The following is a 20565-nucleotide window of genomic DNA, read 5'->3' on the forward strand; positions in this document are numbered from 1 at the left end:
AATCAAAATAAGTTTTCTAAACCAAGCTACCTAAACCCTCAATAAAAATTGTTATTACAGTTGTTATTGAGGGTTTTCACCTTTTCAGGCTAATTTCAAATTAAATAATTTATTGGTAATTCAGATGATGTACTATGAACTTCAATCCTACATTTACTCTCCTTCCAAAACAACCTTTTTGCGATTTCCCCAATAAATTAATGCTCCTGCAGTCCCAAACATCAGTAAGCCATAAATTACCGATGGAATAGGCATTACACTATTACCAATAAGAGTTGCTGCGATGGTAATTCCAAGCGTACCGTTTTGAATTCCAGATTCAATGGAAATTGTCCGACTTTGTTTTTCATTGACCCCAAAAGCCTTTGCCATATAGAAGCCAAGCGCAAGGGTGATGATATTCAACGAAATCGCCACAGGTCCTGCTTGAACAAAGTATTCAACAACATGTGCACGTTCCTTTAAGATTGCTGCAAGGATGATTAACACAAAGAAAAGTGCTGATAACTTCCTTAAGGGTTGATCCATTTTCTTTGCTAGATCAGGAGATTTTTGAAGCAAAACCATTCCGATGATTACAGGAATAATGGTTATGGCCAAAACGGAAATAACTGTATTAAGAACATCAAGTTGCTGCTCACTTCCATTTGGGATAAAATGTAGAATAGCGAAGTTTACGATAATCGGAATTGTAAAAACCGTAATAATCGAAGAAAAAGCTGTCAGTGTAACGGATAAAGCAGTATCCCCTTTAGCCAGATGTGCAATCAAATTGGAAGTAGCCCCTCCTGGACAAGCTGCAAGAATCATCATTCCCACTGAAAGTTCCGGGCTAAGATCAAACAGTTTACATAAGCCAAAGGCAATTAAAGGCAGTAAGATCATCTGATTCACCAAGCCGATTGTCACAGCTTTTGGATAGATCAAAATTCGCTTGAAGTCTGCAAGAGTGAGAGAGAGCCCCATTCCAAACATAATAATCGCTAGAGAAAGTGGGAGAAAAACTTGTGTCAAAACGTTAGCTTCCATTTTTTTAAATTTCAGTTAAAAATCAATCAGGCACTACATCTCACTTTTAAAGTATTCCTGCAATAAAGAATCCGGCATAGGTACCAAGAGCATTTCCGAGACTACCTACCAAGACGCCCGGAATTAACAAATCTGGACGATCCAAGCTTTCTGCAGCAGCTATTGCGGTAGTATTACCACCAACATTCGCTTGGGAAGCAACAGCAATTACATCCCAATCTATTTTCAGCAAAGCTCCGACTCCAAAAATGAACAAACCATGGATAAGCATTAGCAAACTCACAAATAGAATTAGCGTACCTGCTAGCCCCCCCAAACCTGAAAGTGTATTTAAATCACAAAGTGTTCCGATGGTCGCCAAAAAAATCAAGATGATAAAAAAGCCAATCGTATGAGCTCCCTGAAGTTTTTTGACCACCGGGATTTGAGCCAAAATCAAGGCTAAAGTAGTAAGGATAATAATCTCAGGAACTTCAGGAAAAAAGCTAATCATCCATTTGGAAAAAGCCATCGCCAGAAAAGCCATTCCCAAAATCGCAGCGAAACTTGGAATAGAAATAGATTCTGATTTTTTGATTTTTTCCAGCTTTCCAGAATTTGGTATTAATTTTTTTCTGGGAAATAAGGATTGTAAATACTTCGGTAAAATCAGACAGATTATAATCCAAGGAGTACCAATCAAATTGTCCACCACTGTACTGGCAGCGTACAAATCCGGCTGAGAATTTACTTGATAATGAAGTGCAACTGCATTGAAATTAATACTTCCACCAATATAAGTTCCGGTAAACATACCCGCCAAAGCATTTGCCAAAGGTCCAATCTCCGCAGCTGGTTGTACCACAAACCAAGAAACCAAAACTCCAATCATTGTCCCAATTCCCCCGATTATAAACATCAGCAAAATAGGTCCACCTGCATTTTTTAAGCTTTTCAAATCGACCTCCAACAATGCAATAAAAATCCCCATCGGGGCCAAATAAATGAATACACTATCATAAATCGGATGCCCCGCAGTGGCAGTTGGAATGATTCCAATATTGGCAACTATTGCGGTTATGACGATTACCAGAATAGGTGTTCCAATGGTTTTCCATCCTTTGAACGTGGCTAACCAAGTTGAAAAAAGCACCAAAATGCATAGCATTCCACTGACATAAATCGGGTCACTCGTCCAAGTCATTTGGGAAAATAGAGAAAAATTTCTATTTCAAAACATCATTTTTTATCTATGAGTCATTTAACCATCAAAAAGTCAAAACCTGAAAATATGTGAGAAAATTATTCAATTAAACTTGTAATAAAAGTTTTTTTTGAGACTGATATCAAATCGCTTAAGGTCAAGAAACGGAATCTCCATTCAATATTTCAGTTAGTTGATAAGTCAGGTTTTTTCTGGAAAAACGATCAATTGCCGAGACAGGAGAATCTGATTCAGCACTTTCAGCCAAGTTACGGAGTGCGATTTGGATGGAGGCATGTGCTGTGTGAGGCAAAACCTGTCCTGCTCCCCCTTCTTTTAAAATCACAGCAGAATCTCCTTTTGGATCTCCGATCGCCAAAATTGGAAGGCCTGTCGCTAAGTATTCGAATACTTTTCCCGGAATATTTCCCTTGGCGTTTTTGGTGTCGGTTAAAATCAAGATTAAAGCATCTGCTTTTCCATAAAAGCCAAAAACCTCACTGTGAATTACATAACCAGGAAAATTAACAGTTTTTGAAAGCCAGGCATCTTCCTTCACATATTCTTTTACTTGATCACTTACTCGGCCGACGAATGTGAAATTCACAATATCCGAGGTCTGTTCAAACTCTTCTTTCATGGCATTCAAAAGTGGAATTGGATTCCGAATTGCATCGATAATTCCTGTGTATACCAAATGCAATTCTCCTTTCCGCTTTGTTTTTCGCTTGAAATCAATAGGTAAATCCTCAGTATCAAAACCGTTTGTAAGTAATTTAACCTCTCGGTTTCCTAAGCTGGAAAGATCGGTTTGAAATGTCGGAGAGATTGTAATAACCTCATCTGCTTCTTTCAAGACACTTTTCTCAAGAGCTAGGTGTTTTTTCCGAATTCGTGTAGACATAGGAAGCGTATCAAGAAACTCCCACCCAGACCAAGGATCGCGGAAATCAGCAATCCATCTTATCCCGTGCTTTCGCTTCAATTCCAAACCAATCAAATGCATCGAATGGGGAGGTCCGGTCGTGACTACAGCGTCAAATTGACCTTTTTCTATCAGATCAGAAAGAAATTTTACAGATGGCTTCACCCAAAATACTCTTGGATCCGGCACTAAAAGATTTGCTCTCGCCCAAATGGCAGCTCGCTCGATCAAACCTTTTTCCTTTTGCTCCATCAGTCTTCCCGGATGAGTTTTCTTTTTTCCTCTGATTTTATTCAAAAGTTGATAAGGTTCCCATATCGGGAATTTCAACACCTCTAAAGTTTTAGGAATTTGTTTTAAAAGTGACTCGTCTTTTAAGTCAAAATCCGGATTTTCTGGGGTAAAGATGACTGGTTCCCAACCGAATTCAGGCAAGTATTTGGCGAATTTCAACCAACGCTGCACGCCAGAGCCTCCACTTGGAGGCCAATAATAAGTAATGATGAGGACCCGCTTTGTCATGAGCTTACAAGATACTTCGGAGAACTTAGACTTGGAAGTGGATGATTGAGTTTAGCTGATTGAGAGATTTGAATTCGGAGAAAAGAAATTGAGAGAATTTGAGTTTGGAGATAGAACCATATTCAGGATTGAAACATAAAAAAAAAACCGGTTATCCAAATTTAATTGGATCACAGGTCTTCAATCTAACTTCTCTACTCTTACTTGATTTTTTATTCTCCTTGAGCAAGCGAATAACCTCTTACGCCGTCAAAAGTGTATAAATGCTCGGTTTTGATAAAATCAAAACCAAGGTCTTGGATCTGCTTCAACAATTCCAAAACAGTATCATGAGTGATTACTTCTTGATCAGCAGTTTTGAATCTACATCTCCAGTGATCGGTACAGAAAGTCTCACGCATTCCTTCCGGGAATACTTTCACACCTCTATTTGTGATCAACTGCAACTGCAATCCATCGGCATTTGCCTTTCTCAATCGCTCTCCAATCACATTGAAATCCCGATTATCCTCATCCCAATCGATAAAAACATCGACACCGATTAATTCTTTCTTCTGTTTTTTATAAGGCTTGAGCTTGATCACCATCGGCTCGGTATCTTCTTTGTCATATTCCACCGGAGTCATCTTGACAGGTTTTTGACCTAATCGCTCAATCACAGCCTGTGCAAATTCCTGAGTTCCTACCTTCTTGGAGGATAATCCTTCCTGATAAATATCTCCAGTATGAATTCCGTCCTCCAAAGTTTTCATCCAAGCATTAGAGATTTTCTCTGCCATCTCCGGCATGCCGATATGAACCAACATCATGATGGCACCATTCAATAATCCTGAAGGATTGGCAATACCCATTCCTGAAATATCAGGAGCAGAACCGTGAATTGCTTCAAACATGGCTACTTCTTCGCCTACGTTTGCAGATCCACCGAGGCCAACCGAGCCAGTAACTTGAGCGGCTACATCAGAAATAATGTCTCCATATAAATTCAGTGTGACGATCACGTCAAAGATTTCAGGACGATCTGCAATCAGAGCTGTTCCGATATCGATAATTTTATGGTCATTTTCGATCTCTGGATATTCCTTAGCGATCTCGTCGAATTTCTTATGGAAAAGACCATCAGCCAACTTCATAATATTGTCTTTGGTCATACAGGTCACTTTCTTTCTGCCATTCTTCTTAGCATACTCAAAAGCATAACGGATGATTTTCTCCGATCCTGGCTCAGAAATCAATTTTAAAGTTTGGTAAACTTCCTGGGTCTGTCTATGCTCTATTCCGGCATAAAGATCTTCTTCATTTTCCCGAATTATGACTAGATCAGTCTTTGGGAAATGAGTTTTAACAAAGGGTGAAAACGCACGACATGGGCGAACATTTGCAAAAAGTCCAAAAGATTTTCTCGTAGTTACATTCAGGGATTTGAATCCACCTCCCTGAGGGGTAGTAATTGGTGATTTTAAAAAGACTTTGGTCTCCCGAAGCGAGTCAAAAGACTTGGGCTCCATCCCTGAGCTAATTCCTTTTAGGTAAACCTGCTCCCCGATCTCGATTACATCGTATTCAAGTTGAGCGCCAGCTGCTTCAAGGATATTCAAGGTGGCTTTCATGATTTCCGGCCCAATGCCGTCACCATAAGCCACAGTAATTTTTCTTTTGGAAGACATATTTAATAAATTATTTAGTTGAAAATTAATACTGCAAAAGTATATAAAAATGAGGAAAGAGGGAGTCGAAAAATCCCAAAATTCCACTTATGGAAGCTAAAAAAACCCTTTTAAAAAATGAGGCTCTGAGATTCAACCTAGTTTTTCTATTCGCTTTGATTTGGGATTGATTCACCTGCTTGTATATTTGTTTAATAACCACCTTTGCAATTATGGCTGATTCCACAAATATTCTTACCGAAGAAAAAAATGGTGTTCTCTATTTGACTATCAACAGAGAGGACAAAATGAATGCTTTAAACTTTGATACGCTAGAGGAGCTTAGATCAATTTTTGAAGAGGTAGTGGATAATAAAAGTATAAAAGCTGCCATCATCACCGGAGCTGGAGAGCGCGCATTTGTGGCAGGGGCTGACATCAGTGAGATTGCGAATCTCAATGAAGTTAATGCGAGAAAATTTGCTGAAAATGGCCAGGAGATTTTTGCCATGATTGAAAATTGCCAAAAACCAGTAATAGCTGTGACCAACGGTTTTACTCTAGGAGGAGGTTGTGAACTTGCAATGGCCTGTCATATGAGAATTGCAACAGCAAATGCTCGATTCGGTCAACCTGAGGTAAATCTTGGGATTATCCCAGGCTATGGGGGCACACAGCGCTTAACAATTTTGATAGGCAGAGGGAAAGCAAATGAACTGATGATGACTGGAGATCTAATCGACGCTAATGAAGCCAAAGCGCTTGGATTGGTAAATCACATCTTACCTACCAAAGCTGAAGCAATGGAAAAAGCTGAAGAATTAATTGGTAAAATCATGAGTAAAGCTCCACTTGCCATTGGTATGATCGTAGACTGCGTTAATGCCGTTTATCTTGCTGAAGAAAATGGATACCAAACGGAAGCCAATAGCTTTGCCAGATGTGTCAAATCGGGTGATTACAAAGAAGGGACTTCTGCTTTTCTGGAAAAAAGAAAGCCTTTCTTCAAAGGAGAATAAGCTCTTTTAGTTCGAATGAGCAATCTCAAAAAACTTGCCGGCCAAACAGCTATTTATGGGTTGAGTAGTATTCTTGGCAGGTCCATTAATTTTTTACTGATCATAGTCTATACTGCCTATCTGAGCAAAGAAGAGCTAGGAGCATTTACAGGTATTTATGCGTTGATCGGTTTTTTAAATATAGTCTTCACTTATGGTATGGAGACATCTTTTTTCAGGTACGCTACAGGCAAAAACCTGAATCCCGAAAAAGTCTACCACACCACTCAATCACTGCTCATTACAAGTTCACTTATTTTAGGTTCTGGACTTTACTTATTAGCGCCAGTTATTGCCGAGGCAATGAATTATCCCGGTCAAGCCTACCTTTTCAGGTGGACCGCTCTTTTGCTGGCTTTCGATGCAATTTTAGCTATTCCCTTTGCCAAACTTAGACTCGACAATAAAGCATTTGCCTTTGCTGGTGCGAAAATTCTCAATATTCTGCTTAATGTAGTTTTGAACCTGACCTTGATTATAGGCATTCCTTATTTGATGGATTCAGGAAAAATCCCCGAAGGATTTTTAGGATATCGAAGAGATTGGGGAGTCGAATACATACTCCTTTCTAACCTTGTAGCAAATGGTTTGATTATCCCTTTCGTATGGCTAAAGGCAGGTTTTTTTCAATTCACGCTGGACAAAGCCATCCTTCGTCCAATGTGGGGCTATTCAATCCCATTGCTTTTTATGGGTCTTGCTGGGGTTACCAACGAACTCATATCTAGACTTCTATTTGAATATTTAATTCCGGCGAATTTCTATCCTGGTTTGAGTAGCCGTGAAGCAGCTGGGGTTTTTGGAGCAAACTTCAAACTGGCAATTCTCATGAATTTGGTGATCCAAGCTTTCAAGTATGCCGCAGAACCATTTTTCTTCAAACAATCCGGAAGCAAAGATTCACCGAAGCTTTATGCAAAAGTCATGCATGCATTTATCCTGTTCTGCACGGTTTTGATGATAGCCATTTCAGTAAATTTAGATTGGCTTGGTCCATTATTCCTAAGAAGGCCTGGCTACGAATCCGGTTTATTTATCGTCCCGACTTTGCTGATGGGATATCTTCTCCTTGGAGTTTATTTCAACCTTTCGATCTGGTTTAAAATCACGGATAAAACCAATTATTCATTTTGGATCACTTTAGCTGGAGCTATTATAAGCATTGCCACCATTGTTTTCTTAGTTCCTATCTGGGGTTTTATGGGTGCTGCACTAAGTACTTTAGGAAGCTATTTAACGATGTGCATTATCTGCTTTAAGTTTGGTCAGCATTATTACCCGATCCCTTATCAGACCGGAAAAGACCTTAGCTATTTAATTGTTGCCTTTAGTTTGAGTTATTTTGGTTTCTACCTTAACCTGGGAGAACCGATTCTTTCCTTTTTTGCCAAAAACAGTTTAGTCTTGGTATTTATTCTGTTGATATTCATTTTAGAGAGAAATCAGCTCAACACTTATTTCAAAGGATCTAACAAAAATTAATTTTCCAACCTTCCTAAAGGATCAAAAACAGAGATTTGATCGTTAAGATTTCAGAAAATGATTTTGAACCAATCAAAACAAAATCACCTTATTTAAGACAACCTGTCTAATTGCCCAAAAGGCATTATGTTTGTGAATTGATTCAGCATTCAATTATCCCCGTGAATTTCAAAAATATACTCGTCTTAGTTTTTCTGGTTCTAATCGGTAGTACTTCCGCTTTTCCACAGGAAACACTATCTAAAAAAGATCGGAAAGCACAAGAAAACGCGACCAAGTCCACTCGTTATTTTATTGAAGGAGAAAAGTTTCTAGTACTTAATGAACTGGAAAAAAGCTATTTCTACTTTCAAAAAGCATTGGAGCTAAGTCCTGAAGAACCGGCAATTCATTATAAAATTGCTGAGGTTTTGGTAAAAGCAAATGAGCCTGCAAAAGCACTCCCTTATGCTGGAAAAGCCGCAGAGCTGGATGGGGAGAATAAGTATTACTCGCTTATGCTTGCGGAAATCTACACCAACCTTAAGCAACCATTAAAAGCCGCAGAAATCTTGGATCGCCTGACTGCAGATGGTGAGTCAAATCAACAATACAATTTGGATTTGGCCTCAATCTACCTCAATGCAGGGGAACTTGAAAAGGCACTTGTTGTCCTTGATCGTGCGGAAGAATATTATGGCGTTTTAGAACCTATCACAGTACAGAAACAACGAATCTATCTTAAAAACAACAAGCTTGATCTAGCAATAGAAGAAGGGGAAAAGCTTATTCAAGCCAAACCTGGAAATCCAACCTACGTGTTGAATCTAGTCGAGATACTCTACAACAACAATCGAGTAGATCAAGGGCTAGATTTAGTAATGAAGGAGATCGAAAAGTATCCCAATCAGCCTGAATTACAGATGGCAGCACATTCGCTTTTGAAAGAAAAAGGGAGAAAAGAAGAGTCACTTAACTTTCTATATCAGGCATTTTCCAGTACGGATCTCGATCCAGAGGTTAAGTCCAGAGCTTATTTAGCTCAATTGACAGAATTGAAAACGATCGAGCGTGAATCTGTTTTAGATAGTCTGGAAATCTTGATGATTGAATTTTCCCCGGAAAATGCTTCGATTTATGGAGCTTTAGGTGAACGCAGAATCCAAGAAGACCAACAGCAAGAGGGTATTTCATATTTCAAAAAATCTCTTCTTCTAAACCCCAAAGACGCAAAAATGCTGGAGCAGGTGATATTGGGATCATTTGGCGAAAATGCAGACTTCCAAGAAGTGGAGAAATTCACAATTATGGGTGTGGACGAATTTCCACAAAGCCCTGAATTTTGGTTTTATGATGGAGTGGTCAAATCAGCTCAGAAAAAAGACACGGCTGCTGTAGCCTCCCTTGAAAAAGCACTTGAACTTAACTCTGGAAGAAATCAGCAATTGGATCAGGTGGCCTATGGCTCTTTGGGTAGTTCCCTCTATAATCGTGGCGAAAAAGAAAAAGCTTTTAAAAATTTCGATGAAGCACTAAAGCTAAATCCGAATGACGAGCAGGTGTTGAATAATTATGCTTACTTTCTTTCACTTGAAAAAGTGAATCTTGAAAAAGCAAAAGCAATGTCTGAAAAAGTTGTTACCAGGTTTCCAAATAATGGCACTTTCCTTGATACATATTCATGGGTTCTTTTTCAGCTTGGAGAATATGAAGAAGCAAAAAAATATATGGATTTGGCATTTCAGAATGAAATAGAACCAAGTGGAGTCATGTTTGAGCATTATGGCGATATTCTATATCATTTAGGTCAAAAAACAGAAGCGATTACCTATTGGAAAAAGGCTGAAGGAAGTCCTGAAGCATCCGAAACACTTTCTCTTAAAATAAAAGAAGGAAAATATCATGAATAAATTTTTTGCAGGACTGGTATTCTTTGCCCTTATCGGTTTGATTTCGTCTTGTTCTAAAAAAGTAATTCCTTTTCAGGAAAATGGTAATACAGGAGATTTTTCGCCAGTATATGCAGAATATGACTACTTGAATGCTAAGGCAAAAGTTGTGATTGAGGAAGAATCTGGCAAAATCACCAGAGGTTCTTTAAATGTCCGCGCCAAGAAAGATAGTGTACTATGGTTTACTGTTTCACCTGGAATGGGAATGGAGGCCGTCCGGGGTTTTCTCACTCAAGAAAAAATTCAAATCAAAGATCGGATAGGCAAAGAAGACATTAATCTGACGTATGATGAATTTGAAACTATTTTTGGTCTTAAGCTTTCATTGGATTTATTTCAAAATTTACTTTGGGCAAATACCCCATACCCTATTGATTATCAAGACAGACTCGTACGAGTAGGTAAGATTTTCGAGCTTACTCAAGTACGAAATAAGGTTCGATATTTTAGCAAAATACAAGGTAGCCATGGTAAGGTCGCCGAGCTAGTCAGTAACTCACTTGATGATCGGGGGTCACTTTTAGCCAGCTTTTCAGGTTTTCAGGAAATCGAAACACAGCCTTTTCCTATTGCAATCTTGATAAAGCTTGCCTATCAGCTGCCTGAAGGATCACAAAATACCATAATCAATGTCGAATGGACTAGTATTGATCCTTTCACAGAACCACTGAATTTCCCCTTTAAATTTTAATGGGAATGTTAAAAAAAACCATCATTTACACTTTTTTCCTTATTGGAATAATATGCTTTGGAGCAGTAGATGTTTCTGCACAAACTAAGAAAACGAGAGAAGAGCTGGAAAAAGAAAAAGCTGATGTGCAAGCCAGACTCCGTGAGTTTGATGCAATTTTGAAGCAAACCACCGCAATCAAAAAAACTACACTGGGAGAATTAAATGCAATCACTAGGCAGTTTCAAACCCAAACCAGATTAGTGAATACACTCGATCGAGAGGTTAAATTGATAAATCAAGAAATCAGCGAAACAGAGGGGAAAATCACTTCACTTGAAGAAGAGCTTAAAGATCTCAAAGCAGAATATGGAAGGATGATCTACAATGCTTCGAAGTTGAATCGAGGACTTTCAATTGTAGCTTTTGTCTTTAGTTCGAGCAATTTTAACCAGCTTTATTCAAGGTTGATGTATTTAAAACAGTATACCGACAGTCGAAAACAGCAAGCTATTCAAATCGAAAAATTAAGTCTTGAACTAGCGGAACAACGAAAAACGCTAGACCAGAGAAAATCCGAAAAAGAAAATGTTTTAGCAGAAGAAAAGAAGGAAAGAGCTGAACTAGAGCGGTTGAAACAAAGCCAGCAAGGTGTAGTAAATACCCTTTCGAAGAAAGAAAAGGATATTAAGCGCCAAATCACCGCAACAAAAAAACAGCAAGATCAATTGAATAAAATGATCAAACAGGTGATCGAGGAAGAGATTCGTCTTGCAGAAGCTGCCTCTCGAAAGGAAAATAGCAATACCACCAAATCTGCAGGAAGTAGTATGCCAATGACACCAGAAGCAGCGGCATTATCAAGTTCTTTTGCTGGAAATAAAGGTCGACTTCCATGGCCAGTGGAAACAGGGTTTATTACCCAACGCTACGGTACGTATCCCCATCCTACACTAAAAGGTATCACGATGGAAAACGATGGAATAGATATCCGAACTCAGCCAAATTCAAACGTCAGAACGGTATTTGACGGAACAGTGACTAAAATCACGACTATGCCTGGCTACGGAGGTACTGTCATTATTAAGCATGGGGAATATTATACCATGTATAGCAAGCTAAAAACCATTTCTGTAAAAACAGGTCAAAAAGTCAATGCAAAAGACGTAATTGGGCAAGTAGCTACAGGTCCTGATGGAGAAGCAGAAGTTCACTTTCAAACCTGGAAAGGTCTTCAAGTCATGGATCCCAGCACGTGGATTACATCTAAATAGCAATAAGATTCGTATATTGTTAAAAAAGAACTTCTGCTTTGCGTTAGCGAATGACAGTTATATCTTTGTCTCTTAATTTACCTTTAAACAAACACCATTATGTTAACATTAGGTTTTATTCAAAATATGGGTCCAGGCTCAATGATCTTGATCGTTTTGGTCATCCTCCTTTTGTTTGGTGCAAAAAGAATCCCTGAACTTGCAAAAGGCCTTGGCCGAGGCATCAGAGAATTTAAAGATGCCACCAAGGATATCCAAAATGACCTCGAAGAGGGCATGAAAGACAAGAAAAAGTAATACTCAAACCAATTACATTGGGAAAATTCAGTTCATTCGACGAGATCAGAAAATCCATCGATAAAAAAGAAGCTAATTGTCAAGCGATAGTTGGCCATTATTTACAAAACATTAAGACGAAGGCGCATCTCAACGCCTTCGTCGAAGTTTATGAGCAATCCGCTCAAGAGCAAGCCATCCTAATTGATGCTAAAATCGCCCAAGGTAACGCTGGTAAACTTGCTGGAATGGTCATTGGAATCAAAGATGTCCTTTGCTATAAAGGACATGAGTCAAATGCTTCTTCCAAAATACTTAAGGGGTTTGAATCCCAATTCACAACGACAGCGGTCCAGCGGCTCATTGATGAAGATGCTATAATTATTGGCAGGTTAAACTGCGATGAATTTGGAATGGGAAGCTCTAATGAGAACTCATCACATGGAAGAGTTCTCAATGAGGCGGATGAATCAAGAGTTCCAGGTGGATCTTCTGGAGGATCAGCTGTCGCCGTTCAAGCTAATTTATGTACAGCTAGTTTGGGTACAGATACCGGAGGTTCAGTGCGACAGCCTGCTGCATTTACAGGAGTGATTGGGATGAAACCCACCTATTCGAGAGTATCGAGATGGGGCCTCATCGCTTATGCCTCTTCTTTTGATGTGATTGGTATCTTTTCAACAACAGTAAAAGACAATGCTTTGATCATGGAGATCATGGCAGGCCATGATGAATTTGACAGTACTTCTTCCAAAAAGCCTGTTTTAGCCTACAGCGAGCTTCTTCATTTTGAGAAAAAAGCAAAAGTAGCCTACCTTAAAGAAACCATTGAGTCTCCTTCCCTTCAGCCGGAAATCAAAGCGAATACAATGGCAGTTTTAGAAAAGTTAAAGAGCGAAGGTCACCAAGTCGAAGAAGTGAATTTCCCATTACTGGATTACATTTTACCAACTTACTACATCTTAACTACTGCAGAGGCGAGTTCGAACCTTTCAAGATTTGATGGTGTGAAATATGGATACAGAAGCCAAAACGCCCATAATTTAGAAAGCATGTACAAGCTGACACGAAGTGAGGGATTTGGGGAAGAGGTAAAAAGAAGAATTATGCTCGGCACTTTTGTTTTAAGCGCTAGCTATCACGATGCTTATTTCACTAAAGCACAAAAAGTAAGAAGGTTAATAAAAGACTTTACGGAGAATCTTTTATCAGAATTTGATTATATTATTATGCCAACTACTCCATCCACTGCGTTCAAATTTGGAGAACATAGTGGAGATCCGGTAGCGATGTATTTAGAGGATTTGTTCACAGTTCAAGCCTCTGTTTCGGGTGTTCCTGCGATTTCAATTCCAAATGGTAAAGATGCCAATGGAATGCCTATCGGACTTCAGATCGTTTCAAATTCCTTCAAGGAAGCTGATTTGTATGCTTTTAGTAACTATTTAACAAACCTAACTTCTTAAGAAAAAATGAAAAAGACATTGTTCAGCAAAATCCTCCTTGTATTTATTACTTGCTCGATTCCACTGACTGAGGCTTTTTCACAAGACGAGCAGACTGTAGCATCCACACCTTTAGAGGAAGAGGTATTGCCAAACTACAAATACGAATACATACCGGATTTTACTTACGAAGAAATCAATGAACGAATCAAATCAATGGATGTTGAGATGTCCTTTGAGCTAAATGATCGTATTTTTTCTTTCATCCAATATTTTACAGTTCGAAATAGAGATTACACTAAAATGGTAATGTCCCGAAAAGAATTGTTTTTTCCGCTTTTTGATGAAACCATGGAAAAGCATGAAATGCCATTGGAAATCAAATATTTATCTATCATTGAATCAGGATTGGATCCTCAGATTCGTTCTAGGGTCGGAGCGATGGGACTTTGGCAATTTATGCCAGCAACAGGTCGGATGTATGGTATGCAAGTGAATTCTGATGTTGATGACCGAATGGATCCAATTCAATCAACAGAGGCTGCAGCAAAATATCTCAAGTCTCTTTATCGAATGTTCGGGGATTGGGAAGTGGCAATGGCTGCATATAACTGTGGCCCAGGTAACGTCCGAAAAGCCATTCGGAGATCTGGTGGGAAGAAAACATTTTGGGAAATCTATAATTATTTACCTCGGGAAACCAGAGGATATGTACCTCAGTTTCAAGCCATGCTTTATGTCTTAAATCATCTTGAGGAACACAACTTCCAATTAGAAGATCCTGCCTATGCATTGGATCACGAACAGATACGATTCAATAAGGCATTCAGCTTGGACAAACTTGCAGAACTTACAAATCTCTGTGTGGCTGATTTGGAAAAGTTAAACCCTTCGATTAAAAACAAAAAAGTCCCTGAAAGTAATCGAACAATGGCAATCAGAGTTCCTAGAAGCAAATCATCTTATATTAAGGAGAATTTAACATGGATAGCTGATTCATTGAATAACGAACCATTAATGCTTTTAGCTTCAGTAGAAAATGAATCAAACCCTACTCCTTCTAGTTTCGCTACATATCGAGTAAAATCCGGGGATGTATTAGGATCTATTGCAAGCAGACATGGAGTGACCGTCTCACAGATCAAACAATGGAATAATTTATCCTCAAACCTTATCAAAGTTGGTCAGCAACTTAAAGTAGCACCAGGAGAATCAAAGGCAATCGCTCAAGTAAGCACAGGGCCAACAGGTCAGACTCTTTACACAGTTCAACCGGGGGATTCGCTTTGGATCATTTCAAAAAAGAATCCAGGATTGACGGTAGAGCAGCTAAAAAGACTTAACAACCTCAATAGTAATAACATCAAACCTGGACAGAAGCTTATCATTGGCTAAACCTAATCTTTCCTGATTGTTAATTTTTTTTAACTCTACTGAAAATAAAGCCTTAAAAAAGGATAAGTATTTTTAAGTAGTTAATTTAATCGAGGAATAGAAAATCAACCCCCATGCGAATTATATCAAGTTTTATTTTAACACTAATATTTGCTGCCTTATCCTCTTGTAGTCAGGACGGAAGCATGGCAGACAGCTCCAAACCAAAAGCACGTGGTTCCATCGGAGAGATCATAATGGTCATCGATTCAGTGAAATGGGCGGGACCAGTAGGAGAAGAACTTAGAAACATCTTTGAGGCAGATCTCCCCGGGATGTTTAGGTCAGAAGCCAAATTCAAAGTCAATACAGTCGATCCTCGAGCAATGACAAGGATGCTTAAAATGTCCACCAATTTGATCTATGTGACCACATTTGATGATAAGAGAGGATCTAGCCAAGTCATCAATTCCCAATTTTCAAAAGAGTCTAAGGAAAAGGCAATGAATGACCCGAGTATTTATTCGCTTCGGATGGAAGATGAATATGCAATTGGGCAAGAGGTTTTATACCTTTTTGGAAATAATGAGAATGAGCTAATCGACAATCTAAAGAAAAACGGCAGTCGCCTTCAGAATTTATTTGAGGTTCGGGAGAGAGGAAGATTGGAAAGAATAATCCTTGCAAGAAAAAACACTGAAGCGGCAGCAGAGGCTAAAAAAAATATAGGTATCCAGATCAATGTGCCTGCTTCCTATCAGATTGCCAAGTCTGAAAAAGGGTTTCTTTGGTTAAGACAAATCACACCAACCGCAAACCGGGCGGATATAAGTTTAATTTTTCATGTGGAAGATTACGTGGATGAATCCCAAACTTTCCCAGAGAACATCCTCAAAGTCAGAGACTCAGTAGCGAGACTTCATATTTTTGGAGACCCTGAGGACCCTACCTCCTATGTATTAACAGAAAAACAAATCCCTCCAGCCTTCCGAAACATGGTGATAAATGATAATTTTACGACCGAAATCAGGGCTTCCTGGAGAACCAACAACTTAAGCATGGGTGGAACATACCTAGGCTATCTGATGGTTGACGAAGAAAAAGGAAAACTTTATTACCTTGAAGGATTCGTGTACTACCCAAATGAAGTACATAGAGATGCCCTTCGAGAAATAGAGACCATTCTTCTAAACACAGATATAAATTGGAAGGAGGATCAGGAGGGAACATAACCCAAAAATAATTTTAGCTTTTTATGGCAATTAAAATTCGAAGAGAGGACGCCCTCAATTATCATACACAGGGTTCACCTGGTAAAATTGAGGTAATTCCAACCAAACCACTTTCCAGTCAAATGGATCTAGCTCTTGCTTACTCCCCCGGGGTGGCTGAGCCTTGTAAAGAAATTGAAGCAGACGTAGAAAACGTCTATAAATACACTGCCAAAGGAAACCTTATCGGCGTCATCACCAATGGTACAGCCGTACTTGGGCTTGGGGACATTGGTCCAGAAGCATCTAAGCCAGTGATGGAGGGAAAAGGGGTACTATTTAAAAAATTTGCGGGGATTGATGTCTTTGATATTGAAATCAATGAAAAAGACCCCAAAAAATTAATTGAGATCATCCGATCTCTAGAGCCAACTTTTGGTGGAATCAACCTAGAAGATATTAAAGCGCCAGAGTGCTTTGAAATAGAGCAAGAGCTCAAAAAACAAATGAACATTCCCGTGATGCACGATGATCAGCATGGGACAGCGATTATTTCTGGTGCTGCATTGCTAAATGCCCTTGAAATCGTAGAAAAAGATATCACTAAAATAAAACTTGTTGTCAATGGTGCCGGTGCTTCGGCTGTTTCTTGTACCAGATTCTATATGTCTCTTGGTGTAAAACGAGAGAACCTGGTAATGTGCGACAAGGAAGGTGCAATTCGAAATGACAGGCCTGAACTTGATGATATCAAAAAAGAGTTTTCGACAAGTAGAGATATACATACCCTATCGGATGCTTTGAAAGATGCAGATGTGTTTTTGGGACTTTCTGCGGGAAATATTGTCAATCAGGATCAAATCAAACTGATGGCTCCGAATCCGATTGTTTTTGCCTTGGCAAACCCGGATCCAGAGATTCCTTACGAACTTGCAATTGAAGCCCGAGAAGACTTGATTATGGCAACAGGTCGATCTGATCATCCTAACCAAGTAAATAACGTATTGGGTTTTCCATACATTTTTAGAGGAGCTCTTGATGTCCGTGCCACTGCCATCAATGAAGAAATGAAGTTAGCAGCAGCTAAAGCAATTGCTAAACTTGCAAAAGAGCCAGTTCCAGATATAGTTAATAAGGCATACGGCGAAAGTAAATTAGGTTTTGGAAGGATATATTTGATTCCAAAACCACTTGATCCACGACTCATTACTACAATTGCCCCGGCGGTTGCAAAGGCTGCAATGGAGTCTGGAGTTGCGAAATTTCCAATCAAAGATTGGGATGCATATGAATTAGAGCTTCAAGAGCGAATCGGGATTGATCAGCGATTGATGTCTGTGGTAATTGCAAGGGCTAAGAAAGATCCAAAACGAGTAGTTTTTGCAGAAGCAGATAATCGAAAAATCCTTAAAGCCGCTCAGATTATCAAAGATGAAAAAATAGGCATTCCTATTTTACTGGGGAATCGCGAAAAAATCCTGAGTCTAATCCAAGATAATTCGCTAGACCTTTCAAATGTGACCATAATCGATCCGCTTGAAGAAAAGGAAATGGTTCAAAAATTTACTTCCATTCTTTTTGAAAAGCGTCAGCGAAAAGGAATGAGTATTTCAGAGGCTTCACGATTAGTCACCCAACGAAATTATTTCGGTGCTTTGATGGTGGAAACTGGAGCGGTAGATGCCTTTATTTCCGGTTTAACTCGAGATTACCCGAAGACTATTCTCCCTTCCTTGCATTCAATAGGTGTAAAAAAAGGAGTAAAAAGGGTAGCCGGTATGTATATTATGAATACTGATAAGGGTCCTTTCTTCTTTGCTGATGCTACTGTAAATCTAGATCCAACAGCCGAAGAATTGGTTGAAATAATTGGTTTGACAGCTGAGGCAGTAAAATTCTTCAACATGGAGCCAAGAATAGCAATTCTTTCTTATTCAAACTTTGGTTCTGCTCAGGGAGATATCCCTACCAAAACTGCTAAAGCAACTGCACTCGCTAAAGCAAAATATCCAGATTTGATTATCGAAGGTGAAATGCAGGCAAACGTTGCAATCAATGAGGAGATTCAACGAGATATGTATCCATTCTCTAAGCTGATTGGCAAAAAAGCAAATACATTAATTTTCCCAGATTTGAGTTCCGGAAACATTGCATACAAGCTTCTTTCTGAACTTGGAAATGCAGAGGCGATTGGACCGATTCTACTGGGAATGAACAAACCTGTTCACATTCTTCAACTAGGTAGCTCCATACGAGAAATCGTAAACATGGTGGCCATCGCAGTGGTAGATGCCCAAACGAACGATTCAATATGATTTCTTATGTAAGTGGAAAATTGGTTTTCAAAGATCCTACTTATGTAATTATTGATGTAGGAGGCTTAGGGTACCAAGTGAAAATCTCACTTCAGACTTATAGTAAAATAAAAGATGAGGAGCAGATCAAGCTCCTCACTTTTCTTCATATCAAAGAAGATGCTCACACCCTTTATGGCTTCAAACAGGAGGATGAAAAGCGCTTATTTTTATTATTAATTGGAATCAATGGTGTAGGACCTAACACTGGGTTGATGATTCTTTCTTCACTTAGCACTGAAGAAATTGAGCACGCAATCCTTTCGGGTGATGTAGCCACAATACAACACGTGAAGGGTATAGGAGTCAAGACAGCTCAAAGAATTATCTTAGAATTAAAAGATAAGGTCGGGAAATCAGGAACAGAATCAGTGTCTTCATTGGGATTCTTGAAATCAAATACTAAAATCCGAGAAGAAGCGTTACAAGCATTAATTACCCTTGGTTTTCAAAAAGCTGCAGCTGAAAAAAATATAGCTTTGGTGCTTAAAAAAACAGAAGGAGAAATTTCATTAGAAGATTTAATTAAAGCATCTTTAAAGACACCATAATTTTAAGCTGTATTGAACTTTCGGAAGACACTGACTTTTTTCAGGCGGAGGTTTCTTGCAGGTTGGCTTGAATTCATCATCCTATTTGGCCTCTTGCTTGCCTTTTCCCCTTCCCAGGCTCAACAAACCAGTCCTGACAGCACTCAGTCTCGGATTGATTCATTGAATCTAAGGAGAATGACCCCCTCATATTTGCTTTGGCAAAACATGAGGACAAATCCTCTATTCCCAAAAAAAAATCCTTTTCTAAATTCCAAAATCCCCTACTATTCCCCATCACCGGTAAATCAAAACTTAACTGTTATTATGGATTCTACCCTACGATACAAAATAGTAGATGAATTAGACTCCACTCGAGTAAAGAATGAACAAGAGTATGATTTTGAAGAATTTTCAAAGATTCAAGAATACAAAAACCGACAAGATTATTGGAGGAGTAGAGCCCGAGGAGGAGATGGAGAAAGCGCTGTAGAAGGCAGGGGCTTAATACCACCAATGACAGTTAGTCCTACATTTGATCGATTATTTGGAGGGAGTGATGTTAATATAGTACCATCAGGCTATGTCAATCTGGATTTTGGGGCAGTTTTCAGAAGAATAGATAATCCAACTCTTCCCATCCGTCAGCAGCAAAATGGAGGTTTTAATTTTGACCAACAGATCCAAATGGCTGTCAATGGTACCTTAGGTGAAAAAGTTAAAATCGGGGCAAATTTTGATTCCAATAACTCTTTCGACTTTCAGAATCAGTTGAAAGTGGAATTCAATGGTTTTGAAGAAGACATTGTAAAATCAATCGAAATAGGTAATGTAAGCATGCCTGTACAGAATCGATTGATTCAGGGAGCACAGAACCTTTTTGGAGTAAAGACTCAAATGCAATTTGGTAAGCTGAATGTCACTGCAGTTGCCTCCACACAGCGAGGTCGACAAGATAATTTGGTGATCGATGCGAATGGACAAGGAAGATCATTCGATATACAAGCTTCGAGATACGATGAAAACAGACATTTCTTTCTTTCTCACTTTTTCAGAGATAATTACGAGCGTTGGTTGAGAGGACTTCCTCAAGTCCTATCTGGAGTGAATGTGACTCGTATTGAAGTCTATATAATGAACCGTGCTACGAATACGGAGACGCTTCGGAATTTTGCTGGATTTGTAGATTTAGGAGAAGGAAGAGTTCTCCTCAACCCAAGCAATCCTGCAATCGGGCCTGGAAACCCGTCCTCTCCGGCAGCAAACAATGCAAACAATCTTTACTCCTCAATATCAAACAATCCGGCTTTTCGACCTTTTGATACAGGCTCAAGAGCAATAGAAAGCAGTCTAGGTTTACGAAAAGGAGTTGATTTTGAACAAATCAATGGCGCTAGGAAACTGGATGAAACTGAGTTTTTCTTTAATAAACAACTCGGATATCTTTCACTTTTCAGAAGATTGCAAAATGATGAAGTCTTGGCAGTTTCTTTCGAATACACTTACAATGGACAAGTGTATAAAGTGGGTGAATTGACTGAAGATTATCAGAATCTTGCTGAAGATCAAATGATTTTTTTGAAACTCCTTCGACCTGCACGAATTAACCCACGAATTCCAACTTGGGATTTGATGATGAAAAACGTCTATTCACT

General features: G+C 39.1%; 16 protein-coding genes. 12 read left to right on the top strand and 4 right to left on the bottom strand.

Annotated elements, in window-relative coordinates:
* Window positions 1-153: 153 nt before the first annotated feature.
* The 4 genes from P8O16_RS05030 to P8O16_RS05045 all read right to left on the bottom strand — a co-directional run bounded on the left by P8O16_RS05030 (window position 154) and on the right by P8O16_RS05045 (window position 5326).
* Window positions 154-1029, bottom strand: a complete 876-nt coding sequence (locus P8O16_RS05030) for a bile acid:sodium symporter family protein (protein ID WP_300311517.1) — start codon at window positions 1027-1029, stop codon at window positions 154-156.
* Between the two features lie 46 nt (window positions 1030-1075).
* Complete coding sequence (locus P8O16_RS05035; protein WP_300311518.1) at window positions 1076-2212, bottom strand: DUF819 family protein; 1137 nt, start codon at window positions 2210-2212, stop codon at window positions 1076-1078.
* 157 nt (window positions 2213-2369) lie between these two features.
* On the bottom strand, window positions 2370-3659 hold the full coding sequence (locus P8O16_RS05040) for a glycosyltransferase family 4 protein (RefSeq protein WP_300311520.1): 1290 nt from the start codon (window positions 3657-3659) through the stop codon (window positions 2370-2372).
* 212 nt (window positions 3660-3871) lie between these two features.
* Complete coding sequence (locus tag P8O16_RS05045; RefSeq protein ID WP_300311522.1) at window positions 3872-5326, bottom strand: NADP-dependent isocitrate dehydrogenase; 1455 nt, start codon at window positions 5324-5326, stop codon at window positions 3872-3874.
* Window positions 5327-5538: 212 nt separating this feature from the next.
* Here P8O16_RS05045 and P8O16_RS05050 point away from each other — a divergent pair, with 212 nt between their 5' ends.
* From P8O16_RS05050 to sprA, 12 genes are all read left to right on the top strand, one after another.
* Window positions 5539-6324: an enoyl-CoA hydratase-related protein gene (locus tag P8O16_RS05050; protein WP_075351931.1), complete on the top strand. Its 786-nt coding sequence runs from the start codon at window positions 5539-5541 to the stop codon at window positions 6322-6324.
* Between the two features lie 15 nt (window positions 6325-6339).
* A complete protein-coding gene (locus P8O16_RS05055; protein WP_300311526.1) occupies window positions 6340-7845 on the top strand; it encodes a lipopolysaccharide biosynthesis protein in 1506 nt (501 codons plus the stop codon).
* A 161-nt stretch (window positions 7846-8006) separates the two neighbouring features.
* Window positions 8007-9734 (top strand): tetratricopeptide repeat protein, encoded by a 1728-nt coding sequence (locus tag P8O16_RS05060; RefSeq protein WP_300311528.1) that lies wholly within the window; start codon window positions 8007-8009, stop codon window positions 9732-9734.
* Window positions 9727-10467, top strand: a complete 741-nt coding sequence (locus tag P8O16_RS05065) for a DUF4292 domain-containing protein (RefSeq protein ID WP_300311530.1) — start codon at window positions 9727-9729, stop codon at window positions 10465-10467. The genes P8O16_RS05060 and P8O16_RS05065 overlap by 8 nt, the downstream gene beginning before the upstream one ends.
* A 5-nt stretch (window positions 10468-10472) precedes the next feature.
* Window positions 10473-11720 (top strand): peptidoglycan DD-metalloendopeptidase family protein, encoded by a 1248-nt coding sequence (locus P8O16_RS05070; protein WP_300311532.1) that lies wholly within the window; start codon window positions 10473-10475, stop codon window positions 11718-11720.
* 99 nt (window positions 11721-11819) lie between these two features.
* Window positions 11820-12017, top strand: a complete 198-nt coding sequence (gene tatA / locus P8O16_RS05075) for a twin-arginine translocase TatA/TatE family subunit (protein ID WP_075351927.1) — start codon at window positions 11820-11822, stop codon at window positions 12015-12017.
* A 17-nt stretch (window positions 12018-12034) separates the two neighbouring features.
* Entirely contained in the window at window positions 12035-13462 is a 1428-nt protein-coding gene (gene gatA / locus P8O16_RS05080; RefSeq protein WP_300311535.1) for an Asp-tRNA(Asn)/Glu-tRNA(Gln) amidotransferase subunit GatA, read from the top strand.
* A 6-nt stretch (window positions 13463-13468) separates the two neighbouring features.
* The gene (locus P8O16_RS05085; RefSeq protein ID WP_300311537.1) at window positions 13469-14836 is read left to right on the top strand and encodes a LysM peptidoglycan-binding domain-containing protein; all 1368 of its coding nucleotides are present in this window, start codon (window positions 13469-13471) and stop codon (window positions 14834-14836) included.
* Window positions 14837-14949: 113 nt separating this feature from the next.
* Window positions 14950-16047 carry a DUF4837 family protein gene (locus tag P8O16_RS05090; RefSeq protein ID WP_300311538.1) on the top strand — a complete coding sequence of 366 codons (1098 nt, stop codon included), beginning with the start codon at window positions 14950-14952 and terminating at the stop codon, window positions 16045-16047.
* 23 nt (window positions 16048-16070) lie between these two features.
* Window positions 16071-18341 (top strand): NADP-dependent malic enzyme, encoded by a 2271-nt coding sequence (locus P8O16_RS05095; RefSeq protein WP_300311539.1) that lies wholly within the window; start codon window positions 16071-16073, stop codon window positions 18339-18341.
* Window positions 18338-18931: a Holliday junction branch migration protein RuvA gene (ruvA, locus tag P8O16_RS05100; RefSeq protein ID WP_300311540.1), complete on the top strand. Its 594-nt coding sequence runs from the start codon at window positions 18338-18340 to the stop codon at window positions 18929-18931. Before P8O16_RS05095 ends, ruvA begins: the two co-directional genes overlap by 4 nt.
* A 177-nt stretch (window positions 18932-19108) precedes the next feature.
* Window positions 19109-20565, top strand: a 1457-nt coding sequence (sprA, locus tag P8O16_RS05105; RefSeq protein ID WP_300311541.1) for a cell surface protein SprA, incomplete at its 3' end; no start/stop codon positions are given.

Source organism: Algoriphagus sp., from assembly GCF_029254265.1.
Classification (GTDB): Bacteria; Bacteroidota; Bacteroidia; order Cytophagales; family Cyclobacteriaceae; genus Algoriphagus.

Bases quoted from the DNA above. Each gene is read 5' to 3' on its own strand.
- P8O16_RS05095 (WP_300311539.1), top strand. From the start codon at position 16,071: ATGGCAATTAAAATTCGAAGAGAGGACGCCCTCAATTATCATACACAG.
- P8O16_RS05090 (WP_300311538.1), top strand. From the start codon at position 14,950: ATGCGAATTATATCAAGTTTTATTTTAACACTAATATTTGCTGCCTTA.
- P8O16_RS05070 (WP_300311532.1), top strand. From the start codon at position 10,473: ATGTTAAAAAAAACCATCATTTACACTTTTTTCCTTATTGGAATAATA.
- P8O16_RS05065 (WP_300311530.1), top strand. From the start codon at position 9,727: ATGAATAAATTTTTTGCAGGACTGGTATTCTTTGCCCTTATCGGTTTG.
- P8O16_RS05040 (WP_300311520.1), bottom strand. From the start codon at position 3,659: ATGACAAAGCGGGTCCTCATCATTACTTATTATTGGCCTCCAAGTGGA.
- P8O16_RS05035 (WP_300311518.1), bottom strand. From the start codon at position 2,212: ATGACTTGGACGAGTGACCCGATTTATGTCAGTGGAATGCTATGCATT.
- ruvA (WP_300311540.1), top strand. From the start codon at position 18,338: ATGATTTCTTATGTAAGTGGAAAATTGGTTTTCAAAGATCCTACTTAT.
- P8O16_RS05030 (WP_300311517.1), bottom strand. From the start codon at position 1,029: ATGGAAGCTAACGTTTTGACACAAGTTTTTCTCCCACTTTCTCTAGCG.
- P8O16_RS05045 (WP_300311522.1), bottom strand. From the start codon at position 5,326: ATGTCTTCCAAAAGAAAAATTACTGTGGCTTATGGTGACGGCATTGGG.
- tatA (WP_075351927.1), top strand. From the start codon at position 11,820: ATGTTAACATTAGGTTTTATTCAAAATATGGGTCCAGGCTCAATGATC.
- P8O16_RS05085 (WP_300311537.1), top strand. From the start codon at position 13,469: ATGAAAAAGACATTGTTCAGCAAAATCCTCCTTGTATTTATTACTTGC.
- P8O16_RS05050 (WP_075351931.1), top strand. From the start codon at position 5,539: ATGGCTGATTCCACAAATATTCTTACCGAAGAAAAAAATGGTGTTCTC.
- P8O16_RS05055 (WP_300311526.1), top strand. From the start codon at position 6,340: ATGAGCAATCTCAAAAAACTTGCCGGCCAAACAGCTATTTATGGGTTG.